Origin of the sequence: Escherichia sp. MOD1-EC5433, assembly GCF_002966005.1 — a bacterium.
Classification (GTDB): domain Bacteria; phylum Pseudomonadota; class Gammaproteobacteria; order Enterobacterales; family Enterobacteriaceae; genus Escherichia; species Escherichia ruysiae.
Map to the genome: position 1 here is coordinate 1 of NZ_PTRL01000006.1, position 12,380 is coordinate 12,380.

Genomic DNA, 12,380 nt, shown 5'->3' on the forward strand with positions numbered 1-12,380 from the left:
AATTAAACTTCGTAATGAATTACGTGTTCACTCTTGAGACTTGGTATTCATTTATCGTCCGAGGACGTTAAGAATCCGTATCTTCGAGTGCCCACACAGATTGTCTGATAAATTGTTAAAGAGCAGTTGCGACGCGGCTTTCAGCTCACTGTCGCGAGGTGGCGTATATTACGCTTTCCTCTTTCAGAGTCAACCCTGAATTTCAGGATTTTTCTCTTCAACCGAACCGGCTGTTTGTGTGAAGTGATTCACATCCGCCGTGTCGATGGAGGCGCATTATAGGGAGTCGTCTCAGGAAGACAAGCGGAAAAATGCATTTTTATTTCAACCGCTCATCTTTTAATCATTACGCCGGTTTTTGCTGCTTTTTTATCGCTTGCGGCAGGTCTGCCAGGCTATTTAACACCCAATCCGCTGCATTTTCTGCTTCAGGCGTAACAGGTTTACCCGTACGCACCAGCACTTTTGTTCCCACGTTCGCCGCAGCCGCTGCCAGCATATCTTCTAATTTATCGCCCACCATATAAGAAGCGGCCATATCAATATGCAAATAATCGCGTGCCGACAAAAGCATCCCCGGATGCGGTTTACGGCAATCGCAGACCTGGCGAAACTCTTCAACACTACCCTGCGGATGATGCGGGCAATAATAGATGCCATCCAGATCGACATCGCGGTCCGCCAGCGACCAGTCCATCCACTCGGTCAGCGTTTCAAACTGTGCTTCAGTAAATTTACCGCGAGCAATGCCAGACTGGTTGGTTACTACCACCAGCGCAAAGCCCATTTTTTTCAGCTCGCGCATGGCGTCAATAACACCGTCGATAAATTCAAAGTTGTCGATCTCATGGACATAGCCGTGATCGACATTAATGGTGCCATCACGGTCAAGAAAAATTGCGGGTACGCTCTTCGCCACCTTTTATAGCTCCTTAATAAGGCATGTGACGCTAGTATCGCATGTTTCGACCTGCAAGAAAGTGCTCTTCGCATAAACCTGATTGATTTAGACGTCTGGATGCCTTAACATCCATTTCATTGACGGCGTTGCCCGTTCCAGGCATTCGAAATGCCACGACTAACTTAATGACGATAATAAATAATCAATGATAAAACTTTCGAATATCACCAAAGTGTTCCACCAGGGCACCCGCACCATCCAGGCGTTGAACAACGTCAGCCTGCATGTGCCAGCTGGACAAATTTATGGCGTTATCGGTGCCTCAGGCGCGGGTAAGAGTACGCTTATACGTTGTGTAAACCTGCTGGAGCGCCCAACCGAGGGTAGCGTGCTGGTAGATGGCCAGGAACTGACTACGCTGTCAGAATCCGAGTTGACCAAAGCTCGCCGCCAGATTGGTATGATTTTCCAGCATTTTAACCTGCTCTCTTCGCGTACTGTTTTTGGCAACGTGGCGCTGCCGCTGGAGCTGGACAACACGCCGAAAGACGAGATTAAACGTCGCGTGACAGAATTGCTGTCATTGGTTGGCCTTGGCGATAAGCATGATAGCTACCCGTCGAACCTTTCCGGCGGGCAGAAACAACGTGTGGCGATTGCCCGTGCATTAGCCAGCAATCCCAAAGTATTGCTGTGCGATGAAGCCACCAGCGCGCTGGACCCGGCAACCACGCGTTCTATTCTCGAACTGCTAAAAGACATCAACCGCCGTCTGGGTTTGACGATTCTGTTGATCACCCACGAAATGGACGTTGTTAAGCGCATTTGTGATTGTGTGGCGGTCATCAGCAATGGCGAACTGATCGAGCAAGACACGGTAAGCGAAGTGTTCTCGCATCCGAAAACGCCGCTGGCGCAGAAGTTTATTCAGTCAACCCTGCATCTGGATATCCCGGAAGATTATCAGGAACGTCTGCAAGCGGAGCCATTCGCAGACTGCGTACCGATGCTGCGCCTTGAGTTTACCGGCCAGTCGGTCGATGCCCCGCTGCTTTCTGAAACCGCGCGTCGTTTCAATGTCAACAACAACATTATTAGCGCGCAGATGGATTACGCCGGTGGCGTTAAGTTCGGCATCATGCTGACTGAAATGCACGGCACACAACAAGATACGCAAGCCGCCATTGCCTGGCTGCAGGAACACCATGTAAAAGTAGAGGTACTGGGTTATGTCTGAGCCGATGATGTGGCTGCTGGTTCGTGGCGTATGGGAAACGCTGGCAATGACCTTCGTATCCGGTTTTTTTGGGTTTGTGATTGGTCTGCCGGTTGGCGTCCTGCTTTATGTCACGCGTCCGGGGCAAATTATTGCTAACGCGAAGTTGTATCGTACCGTTTCAGCGATTGTGAACATTTTCCGTTCCATCCCGTTCATTATCTTGCTGGTATGGATGATTCCGTTTACTCGCGTTATTGTCGGTACATCGATTGGTTTGCAGGCAGCGATTGTTCCACTGACCGTTGGTGCAGCACCGTTTATTGCGCGTATGGTCGAGAACGCCCTGCTGGAGATCCCAACCGGGTTAATTGAAGCCTCCCGCGCAATGGGTGCCACGCCAATGCAGATCGTCCGTAAAGTGCTGTTACCGGAAGCGTTGCCGGGTCTGGTAAACGCCGCAACTATCACCCTGATTACCCTGGTCGGTTATTCCGCAATGGGTGGCGCAGTCGGTGCCGGTGGTTTAGGTCAGATTGGCTATCAGTATGGCTACATCGGCTATAACGCGACAGTGATGAATACGGTACTGGTATTGCTGGTCATTCTGGTTTATTTAATTCAGTTCGCAGGCGACCGCATCGTCCGGGCTGTCACTCGCAAGTAACGTTCAACACAACATAAATAATTGAAGAAGGAATAAGGTATGGCGTTCAAATTCAAAACCTTTGCGGCAGTGGGAGCCCTGATTGGATCACTGGCACTGGTAGGTTGCGGTCAGGATGAAAAAGATCCGAACCACATTAAAGTCGGCGTCATTGTCGGTGCCGAACAGCAGGTTGCAGAAGTCGCGCAAAAAGTCGCGAAAGACAAATATGGTCTGGACGTTGAACTGGTAACCTTCAACGACTATGTTCTGCCAAACGAAGCATTGAGCAAAGGCGATATCGACGCTAACGCTTTCCAGCACAAGCCGTATCTTGATCAGCAACTGAAAGATCGTGGCTACAAACTGGTAGCTGTAGGCAACACTTTTGTTTATCCAATTGCCGGTTACTCCAAGAAGATCAAATCTCTGGATGAACTGCAGGATGGTTCGCAGGTTGCCGTGCCAAACGACCCAACTAACCTCGGTCGTTCACTGCTGCTGCTGCAAAAAGTGGGCTTGATCAAACTGAAAGATGGCGTTGGCCTGCTGCCGACCGTTCTTGATGTTGTTGAGAACCCAAAAAACCTGAAAATTGTTGAACTGGAAGCACCACAACTGCCGCGCTCTCTGGACGACGCGCAAATCGCTCTGGCAGTTATCAACACCACCTATGCCAGCCAGATTGGCCTGACTCCGGCGAAAGACGGTATCTTTGTCGAAGATAAAGAGTCTCCGTACGTAAACCTGATCGTAACGCGTGAAGATAACAAAGACGCGGAAAACGTGAAGAAATTCGTCCAGGCTTATCAGTCTGACGAAGTTTATGAAGCAGCAAACAAAGTGTTTAACGGCGGTGCAGTTAAAGGCTGGTAATTTTTAGGCTGTTTCCACAATTTGTAATATCATTCAGGACGGGCGCTTGCCCGTCTTGTCATTTTTATAAGCGCCTGATTCAATATTGACGTTTTGATCATACATTGAGGAAATACTATGCGTGCTTTACCGATCTGTTTATTAGCACTCATGCTGAGCGGCTGTTCCATGTTAAGCAGATCCCCTGTCGAACCTGTTCAAAGCACCGCACCCCAGCCAAAAGCGGAGCCAGCAAAACCGAAAGCACCGCGCGCCACGCCGGTCCGAATTTATACTAATGCTGAAGAATTAGTCGGTAAGCCATTCCGCGATCTTGGGGAAGTCAGTGGTGATTCTTGCCAGGCCTCTAATCAGGATTCTCCGCCGAGCATCCCGACCGCGCGCAAACGAATGCAAATCAACGCCTCTAAAATGAAAGCCAATGCGGTTTTACTGCATAGCTGTGAAGTCACCAGCGGTACACCAGGCTGCTATCGTCAGGCTGTATGTATCGGTTCTGCGCTTAACATTACGGCAAAATGAGCAGTTTCCAGTTTGAGCAAATAGGCGTTATTCGCTCGCCCTATAAAGAAAAATTCGCCGTTCCGCGCCAGCCGGGTCTGGTAAAAAGCGCCAACGGCGAACTGCATCTCATTGCTCCCTACAACCAGGCCGACGCCGTTCGCGGCCTGGAAGCATTCAGCCATTTATGGATCCTTTTCGTCTTTCATCAAACGATGGAAGGCGGCTGGCGTCCGACTGTGCGTCCGCCTCGTCTTGGTGGTAATGCCAGAATGGGTGTTTTCGCTACACGCTCCACTTTTCGCCCTAACCCAATTGGTATGTCGCTGGTAGAGCTGAAAGAGGTTGTTTGCCATAAAGACAGCGTGATTCTGAAGCTCGGCAGTCTGGATCTGGTCGATGGTACGCCGGTAGTGGATATCAAACCGTATCTCCCCTTTGCCGAATCGCTTCCCGATGCCAGTGCCAGCTATGCGCAAAGTGCGCCAGCGGCAGAAATGCCGGTGAGTTTTACCGCAGAGGTCGAAAAGCAGCTTTTGACGCTGGAGAAGCGTTATCCGCAGTTAACGCTGTTTATCCGCGAAGTACTGGCGCAGGACCCGCGCCCGGCCTATCGTAAAGGTGAGGAAACGGGCAAAACCTATGCCGTCTGGCTACATGATTTTAACGTTCGCTGGCGCGTCACCGACGCAGGTTTTGAAGTCTTTGCGCTGGAACCGCGTTAAATTCACGCCCTTCTCTTTTGACATTTCTTTTGCACTGGTAAACTAAATCACTTTTTTTGTCCCAGGCTCGCCTTGAGCCTGTTCTACCTTCCAACTGGAACCGTAACAACATGCGTACTAGCCAATACCTGCTCTCCACTCTCAAGGAGACACCTGCCGACGCCGAGGTGATCAGCCATCAGCTGATGCTGCGCGCCGGGATGATCCGCAAGCTGGCCTCCGGGTTATATACCTGGCTGCCGACCGGCGTGCGCGTTCTGAAAAAAGTCGAAAACATCGTGCGTGAAGAGATGAACAACGCCGGTGCGATCGAGGTGTCGATGCCGGTGGTTCAGCCAGCCGATTTGTGGCAAGAGAGTGGTCGTTGGGAACAGTACGGTCCGGAACTGCTGCGTTTTGTTGACCGTGGCGAGCGTCCGTTCGTACTCGGCCCAACTCACGAAGAAGTGATCACTGACCTGATTCGTAACGAGCTTAGCTCTTACAAACAGCTGCCGTTGAACTTCTATCAGATCCAGACCAAGTTCCGTGATGAAGTGCGTCCGCGTTTCGGCGTCATGCGTTCCCGCGAATTCCTGATGAAAGATGCTTACTCTTTCCACACTTCTCAGGAATCCCTGCAGGAAACCTACGATGCAATGTATGCGGCCTACAGCAAAATCTTTAGCCGTATGGGGCTGGATTTCCGCGCCGTACAGGCTGACACCGGTTCTATCGGCGGCAGCGCCTCTCACGAATTCCAGGTGCTGGCGCAGAGCGGTGAAGACGATGTGGTTTTCTCCGACACCTCTGACTATGCAGCGAACATTGAACTGGCAGAAGCTATCGCGCCGAAAGAACCGCGCGCTGCTGCCACCCAGGAAATGACTCTGGTTGATACGCCGAACGCGAAAACCATCGCTGAACTGGTTGAACAGTTCAATCTGCCGATTGAGAAAACGGTTAAGACTCTGCTGGTTAAAGCGGTTGAAGGCAGTAGCTTCCCGCTGGTTGCGTTGCTGGTGCGTGGTGACCACGAGCTGAACGAAGTTAAAGCAGAAAAACTGCCACAGGTTGCCAGCCCGCTGACTTTCGCGACCGAAGAAGAAATTCGTGCCGTGGTTAAAGCAGGCCCAGGCTCACTGGGTCCGGTAAACATGCCGATTCCGGTGGTGATTGACCGTACCGTTGCGGCAATGAGTGATTTTGCTGCCGGTGCTAACATCGATGGCAAACACTACTTCGGTATCAACTGGGATCGCGATGTCGCCACCCCGGAAGTTGCTGATATCCGTAACGTGGTGGCAGGCGATCCAAGCCCGGATGGTCAGGGTACGCTGCTGATCAAACGTGGTATCGAAGTCGGTCACATCTTCCAGCTGGGTACTAAGTACTCCGAAGCACTGAAAGCCTCCGTTCAGGGCGAAGATGGTCGTAACCAGATCCTGACGATGGGTTGCTACGGTATCGGGGTAACGCGCGTTGTGGCTGCGGCAATTGAGCAGAACTACGACGAACGCGGCATCGTATGGCCTGATGCTATCGCACCGTTCCAGGTCGCAATTCTGCCGATGAACATGCACAAATCCTTCCGCGTACAGGAACTGGCCGAGAAACTGTACAGCGAACTGCGCGCGCAGGGTATCGAAGTGCTGCTGGATGACCGCAAAGAGCGTCCGGGCGTGATGTTTGCTGATATGGAACTGATCGGTATTCCGCACACTATTGTGCTGGGCGACCGTAACCTTGACAACGACGATATCGAATATAAATATCGTCGTAACGGCGAGAAACAGTTAATTAAGACTGGTGACATCGTCGATTATCTGGTGAAACAGATTAAAGGCTGATGCCAGAAAGGGTCCTGAATTTCAGGGCCCTTTTTTACATGGATTGTATAAAATGGATAAACCAAAGGCGTACTACCGCCTGCTTCTCCCCAGCTTTCTTTTACTTTCGGCCTGTACCGTTGATATCAGCCAGCCAGACTCATCAGCCACAGCGGTAGATGCCGAGGCGAAAACATGGGCAGTCAAATTCCAGCATCAAAGCTCTTTCACCGAACGATCAATAAAAGAAATAACCGAACCTGATCTCAAACCCGGCGATTTGCTGTTCTCCTCAAGCCTTGGGGTAACCTCATTTGGTATCCGCGTCTTCAGCACTTCCTCTGTAAGTCACGTTGCAATCTATTTGGGTGAAAATAACGTTGCAGAAGCGACTGGAGACGGCGTCCAGATTGTCCCCCTTAAAAAAGCCATGAGGCATAGCGATAAGCTTTTCGTCTTACGAGTCCCGGACCTTACCCCGCAACAAGCCACAGAAATCACCGCGTTCGCCAATAAAATCAAAAATAGCGGTTACAACTATCGCGGCATTGTCGAGTTCATTCCGTTTATGGTGACCCGCCAGATGTGCTCACTAAATCCTTTCTCCGAAGATTTTCGCCAACAGTGCGTCAGCGGCCTGGCGAAATCGCAGTTAAGCGGTGTGGGAGAAGGAGACAAAAAGTCGTGGTTTTGTTCGGAGTTTGTCACTGATGCATTTGCCAAAGCCGGGCATCCGCTTACGCTGGCGCAGTCAGGCTGGATTAGCCCTGCCGATCTAATGCATATGCGTGCTGGTGATGTCTCTGCGTTTAAGCCAGAAACACAGTTACAGTATATTGGGCACCTGAAGCCAGGAATTTATATCAAAGCGGGTCGCTTTGTTGGGCTGACTCGGTGATAAAAGCCAGCCTCGTGCACAAAATGCCGGATGCGGCGTAAACGCCTTATCCGGCCTACAAAATCGTGTTAATTCAAAATGTTGCACTATATGCTGTAGGCCTGATAAGCGCAGCGCATCTGGCAATTTTGCGTTTGTTTCTGCCTCAAGCAGGTTTACTGACTCAAACTACTGCAATCCTTGTTCGGGTAAAATTTACCCGCCGTATCGGGCGCTAATACTTTGGTCGGCGCACCGGTATCCGGGTTAGCCTCAAGCGTAAAGTGACCTTCTACAGACAGTAACACGGATTTTTCACTGTTACCGCGCGCAGCCAGGTAGCCCCGTTCCAGCTCTGCGTTATTCGCTACCATGAAACGTTTTCCGGTCGCGCAATCAGTAAAGGTCGCCGCATCAGCCATATAAAAATACATGCCACGCAGAGTCATCGGTGTCATGGGGAGGCTGGACTTTGCAGGTTCCAGCGTGTAGTTGAACTGCGATTCAATCGGATTACCTTCACGATCGAGCATCTCCAGCGCATCCCCTTTCGCCCGATAATATGACTTTTCACCTTTGCTGTCGGTTAATACCAGCTTGTCAGCGGTTCGCGCCCATGTACCGTAGGAAGCGAAAGAGGAAGGCTCTTCACGCGCCCCCAGATAACGTTCATTCATCACCCATGTTCCGTCTTTTTCGAGGAACAGAGAGGTTTCGATTCCTTCGCAATCGGCACACGGCAGCACGCCGCGCCAACTTTGCGGCATCGGTTTCAGTTCGGCAGCCTGCGCCGGAGAAAGCGTATCGACTTCGGCCCGATTATTACATCCCATTAGAGTAAAGAGGCTGATTACAGCCATCGCTGTCACTATCGCTTTTTTCACCATCCATTCCTTACTTTTTATTCCCGACCGCTGCGCACTTTGCTGCGCATCGCCTTCACGCTTGATTTTTGTGCTTTCGACGCCAGCCTGCGCTCTTTCGATGCACGGGTGGGGCGCGTGGGTCGTCGGGCTTTTTGTTCTGTTGTTAATTCTTTAATCACAGCCACCAGCCGGGCCAGTGCCGCTTCGCGGTTCAGTTCCTGACTGCGGTATTCCTGTGCCTTAATGACAATCACGCCATCACTGCTGATCAAATGATGGCTGGCGGCGAGCAGACGCTCTTTGTAATACTCTGGCAGGCTGGACGCCCGAATGTCAAAACGCAGATGAATAGCCGTTGAGGTCTTATTAACATGCTGCCCGCCCGCGCCCTGTGCACGAATGGCAGTGATCTCAAGCTCACCATCGGGGATAGCGACATGTCGGGAAATCACAATCATGAAGGTTGTTGCCAGGCGGTTAAGTTCACTTCCAGATTATTCTTATCATCCGATAACCAGATAACACCATCCTGAATCGTTGCCTGCAGCGTCATGGTACGATCGGCAAAGGCGCTCACTTTTGCCAGTTGCTCGTCGTCCAGATACCAGACGGAAAGATTGGCAAACTGCGCGCATTTGCTCTGATTTTGCTGCCACCAGATTTGCGCGGCCCGACTATTATAGGCAAACAGCGCCACTTCTGCGGCCTGAGTACAGGCTTTCTTAACCCGCCGCTCATCCGGCAGCCCCAGCTCAATCCACAAATCAATGCCCAGGTGATCGTTACGCAGCCACGCTTCCGGCTCATCATCGGCACACAAGCCACGGGTAAATTGCAAACGTTCATCAGCATATTTCAGCCACGCCAGCAGGCGCAGCATCATACGCTCCTGGGTTTCTGAAGGATGGCGCGCCAGCGTCAGAGAGGCATCGAGAAACTGGTTGCGGTCGAGATCGGCTACATTAACCGTCGCTTTATAAATTGTCGCTTTAAGCGCCATAAGAAAACTCCTTTCGAATCAGGAGGCCATTGTAACGGAATACGTGCAGTTGCGACGCTGATATTGCAGAAATGAGTGTGGTATAGTCACCTTGCGAAACAGAGTTTATCTTCGTAGGCTTAGACTTGCATCCACGGTTAAGTCAGAGTGCTGACAGGAGGGCATGTGGAAAAATATTGTGAGTTAATACGCAAGCGGTACGCGGAAATCGCCAGCGGAGACTTAGGATACGTTCCGGACGCGCTGGGCTGCGTTTTGAAAGTGCTGAATGAAATGGCTGCCGACGACGCCCTTTCAGAGGCTGTCAGGGAAAAAGCAGCATACGCTGCGGCAAACTTACTGGTGAGCGATTATGTCAATGAATGATACGTATCAACCAATCAATTGTGATGATTACGATAATCTTGAGCTCGCCTGCCAGCATCATTTAATGCTGACACTTGAGATGAAAGATGGTGAAAAATTGCAGGGGAAGGCCAGCGATTTAGTCTCCCGCAAAAATGTGGAGTATCTGGTCGTCGAAGCCGCTGGCGAAACCCGCGAGCTACGTCTGGATAAAATTACCAGCTTTAGCCACCCGGAAATCGGTACGGTGGTGGTGAGCGAGTCCTGATTGACTTTCGCCGGATGCGACGTTTGATGCGTCATATCCGGCCTTCACTTAACTAAGCGTTCTATTCCAGATAAAACTTACACCATTCTCACCTTCAGCCACACCTTCTTGCGTCACAAATACCCCTGCCGCCGCAATCAGCGTTTCGCCATAAAACAGCAGTGGCGTGGTGTCACGTAGCCACGGCGGCACGCCCAGCTCTTGCCAGATTTTCTTTAGCTTACGTCCGCCGTTACGCCCGACAATATGCAGCAATCCTGGCGCTTTGAAACGCACGCTGACCGCTGCGTCTGCACGCGGAGGGCGAATATCGCCTCCCGCATTAAGCTGTACACTTCCCAGCCCCGCCGGTAATTCCAGCGGTTGAAGCCACGTCTGCCACGGCACAATGTTTTCGCTTTGCCCGGTGACGGATTTAATCCACCACAGTTGCGACTGATAGCGTCGGATTTCAAACGCGCCCAAGCGTAAACAGGGGGAGGCATCTTCCCGCGCCAGCGCCACTTCCTGCCAGATCCTCACCAGCGCGTCGCGGGAAGGCATCGGTGCATTCTGCCCTGCCAGCCAGCGGCGAATAATCGCCGCGCGACGGGCATCACTCATCGCCAGCATTGGCGCAATCTGCAGCGTCCCCTGCGGCGATTGACAGTGTGCTAAATCATCTGCCAGCAGTTCATCCAGCAGGCTCTCTTGTTCAGCACAAAGTGCGGCGCTGCGGGCCGTTGTTTCGGCAAAATGCGGCCAACGCTGCTGCAATAACGGCACTACGCGCAGGCGCAGGAAATTACGATCGTAGGAATCATCCTGATTACTTTCGTCTTCAATCCAGCGTAAATCATGCTCACGCGCCCACAGCTCCAGTTCCCCCCGCGTGCGGGCGAGCAACGGGCGGATAAGCCGCGTTCCGGCAAAATCGGAGACTTCCCCCATAGCCGAAAGCCCGGCAGGGCCGCTACCGCGTTTTAGCGCCAGCAGAAAGGTTTCACATTGATCGTCAAGATGCTGCGCGGTAACCAGCACTTCGCCAGGTAACAAGGTACGAGCAAATGCCTGATAACGCGCCTGCCGTGCCTGGGCCTCAATACCTAGCCCCTCTTGCGCAAGTTGTACGCGCTCAACCACCAGTGGCACCTGCCACTGTTGGCAGATATTTTCGCAATGCGTAACCCAGGCATCGGCATTGGCACTTAAACCGTGATGCACATGGATAGCGCGCAGAGTGACGTCCGGATTTTCCATCCGCCACTGCACCAGCTGATGCAGCAGAACGGTAGAGTCAAGCCCGCCGCTAAAGGCCACCAGAATCTGGCGTGAGGTGAGAAGTTGTCTATTCAGCGTGAGTGTCATGATGGTGCGATTTTACAGTAGCAATGCCCGGCACGTTACCGGGCAAATGCGGCGATGACAAGCCTTACTGCTCATACAGTTCCAGCGGCAGCCCGTCAGGATCGTTAAAGAACGTGAAGCGTCTTTGCGTGTATGGATCGACACGGATGGCTTCACACTTCACGTTATGGCTTTGCAAGTGCACCACTGCCGCATCGATATCATCAACGCTAAACGCCAGATGCCGCAGGCCGCAGGCTTCCGGTCGGCTGGGGCGCTCCGGCGGGAACGGAAATGAGAAAAGTTCAATCACATATTGTCCGTTAAGCGCCAAATCTCCTTTCCACGAATCGCGCTCTTCACGATAGACTTCACTTTGCAGCGTGAAGCCGAGAATATCGCAGTAGAAAGCTTTGCTCACCGCATAATCCGTCGCAATAATCGCAATATGGTGAACCTGTTTTAAACCCAACATAGAATCTCCTGCATTGATATGATACGCACGTGCATCGCGATATATTGATAATACGCATAAATTGCAGGAAAGATGAATCAGACATTTACACTGACTTTAAAACAACATCTCAAACGCCTGTAATAGCGGTTGAGATGCGGTTTGGTGAAGCGTTTTACAGGAGATTACTCTGCGCTATTCTTGCTAACACTCTCAGCAATGCGGCGCAAATATTCGTTATTCTTAAACGCTATCATAATTAATTCGAAAGTCATACGACAGCTTATAAGACCAATGACGGTATAAGCTAACCCTAAGAGAAAGTTTCCGCTAAATATGGAGAAGACACCGCCTATCAGTGTCAGCACCATAGCCAGCCAGTAAAAAAACACCAGTACACGCGGCATAAGAAGACGATCAAATCCTAAAATTGCTTTCATATTTTATCCTTAAAAATTCTATGAGCCTGATAAATTTATATTATTTTTAACTACTGTGTATATTGGTATATGCCTCCGAAATCGGAGTTATCAACATGAGTTCAAGAGTTTTTGGGATGAGGGAAATGAAA

16 protein-coding genes are annotated in these 12,380 nt (G+C 51.2%); 9 read left to right on the forward strand and 7 right to left on the reverse strand.

What is annotated here, in order from left to right:
• Positions 1-346: 346 nt before the first annotated feature.
• The gene (gene gmhB / locus C3D30_RS13250; protein ID WP_032224508.1) at positions 347-919 is read right to left on the reverse strand and encodes a D-glycero-beta-D-manno-heptose 1,7-bisphosphate 7-phosphatase; all 573 of its coding nucleotides are present in this window, start codon (positions 917-919) and stop codon (positions 347-349) included.
• A gap of 187 nt (positions 920-1,106) precedes the next feature.
• Here gmhB and metN point away from each other — a divergent pair, with 187 nt between their 5' ends.
• The 7 genes from metN to C3D30_RS13285 all read left to right on the forward strand — a co-directional run bounded on the left by metN (position 1,107) and on the right by C3D30_RS13285 (position 7,571).
• Positions 1,107-2,138, forward strand: coding sequence for a methionine ABC transporter ATP-binding protein MetN (gene metN, locus C3D30_RS13255; RefSeq protein WP_000593991.1), 1,032 nt, complete (start codon positions 1,107-1,109; stop codon positions 2,136-2,138).
• A complete protein-coding gene (locus C3D30_RS13260) occupies positions 2,131-2,784 on the forward strand; it encodes a methionine ABC transporter permease MetI (protein ID WP_001294600.1) in 654 nt (217 codons plus the stop codon). The genes metN and C3D30_RS13260 overlap by 8 nt, the downstream gene beginning before the upstream one ends.
• A 39-nt stretch (positions 2,785-2,823) precedes the next feature.
• Entirely contained in the window at positions 2,824-3,639 is an 816-nt protein-coding gene (gene metQ, locus C3D30_RS13265; protein ID WP_000874226.1) for a methionine ABC transporter substrate-binding lipoprotein MetQ, read from the forward strand.
• Between the two features lie 117 nt (positions 3,640-3,756).
• The gene (gene rcsF, locus C3D30_RS13270) at positions 3,757-4,161 is read left to right on the forward strand and encodes an envelope stress sensor lipoprotein RcsF (RefSeq protein ID WP_001202318.1); all 405 of its coding nucleotides are present in this window, start codon (positions 3,757-3,759) and stop codon (positions 4,159-4,161) included.
• On the forward strand, positions 4,158-4,865 hold the full coding sequence (gene tsaA / locus C3D30_RS13275) for a tRNA (N6-threonylcarbamoyladenosine(37)-N6)-methyltransferase TrmO (protein WP_000094017.1): 708 nt from the start codon (positions 4,158-4,160) through the stop codon (positions 4,863-4,865). The genes rcsF and tsaA overlap by 4 nt, the downstream gene beginning before the upstream one ends.
• A gap of 110 nt (positions 4,866-4,975) precedes the next feature.
• Positions 4,976-6,694: a proline--tRNA ligase gene (proS, locus tag C3D30_RS13280; RefSeq protein ID WP_001260711.1), complete on the forward strand. Its 1,719-nt coding sequence runs from the start codon at positions 4,976-4,978 to the stop codon at positions 6,692-6,694.
• Between the two features lie 52 nt (positions 6,695-6,746).
• Positions 6,747-7,571, forward strand: coding sequence for a YaeF family permuted papain-like enzyme (locus C3D30_RS13285; protein ID WP_010351968.1), 825 nt, complete (start codon positions 6,747-6,749; stop codon positions 7,569-7,571).
• A 155-nt stretch (positions 7,572-7,726) separates the two neighbouring features.
• On the opposite strand, the gene nlpE is transcribed toward C3D30_RS13285, so the two are convergent.
• The 3 genes from nlpE to C3D30_RS13300 are packed head-to-tail and all read right to left on the reverse strand — an operon-like array spanning position 7,727 to position 9,416.
• Positions 7,727-8,437: an envelope stress response activation lipoprotein NlpE gene (gene nlpE / locus C3D30_RS13290; RefSeq protein WP_000239166.1), complete on the reverse strand. Its 711-nt coding sequence runs from the start codon at positions 8,435-8,437 to the stop codon at positions 7,727-7,729.
• A 14-nt stretch (positions 8,438-8,451) separates the two neighbouring features.
• On the reverse strand, positions 8,452-8,874 hold the full coding sequence (arfB, locus tag C3D30_RS13295) for an alternative ribosome rescue aminoacyl-tRNA hydrolase ArfB (RefSeq protein ID WP_000635551.1): 423 nt from the start codon (positions 8,872-8,874) through the stop codon (positions 8,452-8,454).
• A complete protein-coding gene (locus tag C3D30_RS13300; RefSeq protein WP_001185297.1) occupies positions 8,871-9,416 on the reverse strand; it encodes a YaeQ family protein in 546 nt (181 codons plus the stop codon). Before C3D30_RS13300 ends, arfB begins: the two co-directional genes overlap by 4 nt.
• A 165-nt stretch (positions 9,417-9,581) precedes the next feature.
• On the opposite strand from C3D30_RS13300, the gene C3D30_RS13305 reads away from it, so the two are divergent.
• Together C3D30_RS13305 and rof are read left to right on the forward strand one after the other, a co-directional pair.
• A complete protein-coding gene (locus C3D30_RS13305) occupies positions 9,582-9,782 on the forward strand; it encodes a YaeP family protein (RefSeq protein ID WP_000417058.1) in 201 nt (66 codons plus the stop codon).
• Positions 9,769-10,029, forward strand: a complete 261-nt coding sequence (rof, locus tag C3D30_RS13310) for a Rho-binding antiterminator (protein ID WP_000062320.1) — start codon at positions 9,769-9,771, stop codon at positions 10,027-10,029. Before C3D30_RS13305 ends, rof begins: the two co-directional genes overlap by 14 nt.
• A gap of 48 nt (positions 10,030-10,077) precedes the next feature.
• On the opposite strand, the gene tilS is transcribed toward rof, so the two are convergent.
• From tilS to C3D30_RS13325, 3 genes are all read right to left on the reverse strand, one after another.
• Complete coding sequence (tilS, locus tag C3D30_RS13315) at positions 10,078-11,376, reverse strand: tRNA lysidine(34) synthetase TilS (RefSeq protein ID WP_105286975.1); 1,299 nt, start codon at positions 11,374-11,376, stop codon at positions 10,078-10,080.
• 64 nt (positions 11,377-11,440) lie between these two features.
• Positions 11,441-11,830: a VOC family protein gene (locus C3D30_RS13320; protein WP_000901104.1), complete on the reverse strand. Its 390-nt coding sequence runs from the start codon at positions 11,828-11,830 to the stop codon at positions 11,441-11,443.
• Between the two features lie 164 nt (positions 11,831-11,994).
• Entirely contained in the window at positions 11,995-12,249 is a 255-nt protein-coding gene (locus C3D30_RS13325) for a DUF4282 domain-containing protein (protein WP_000644313.1), read from the reverse strand.
• Between the last annotated feature and the right edge of the window lie 131 nt (positions 12,250-12,380).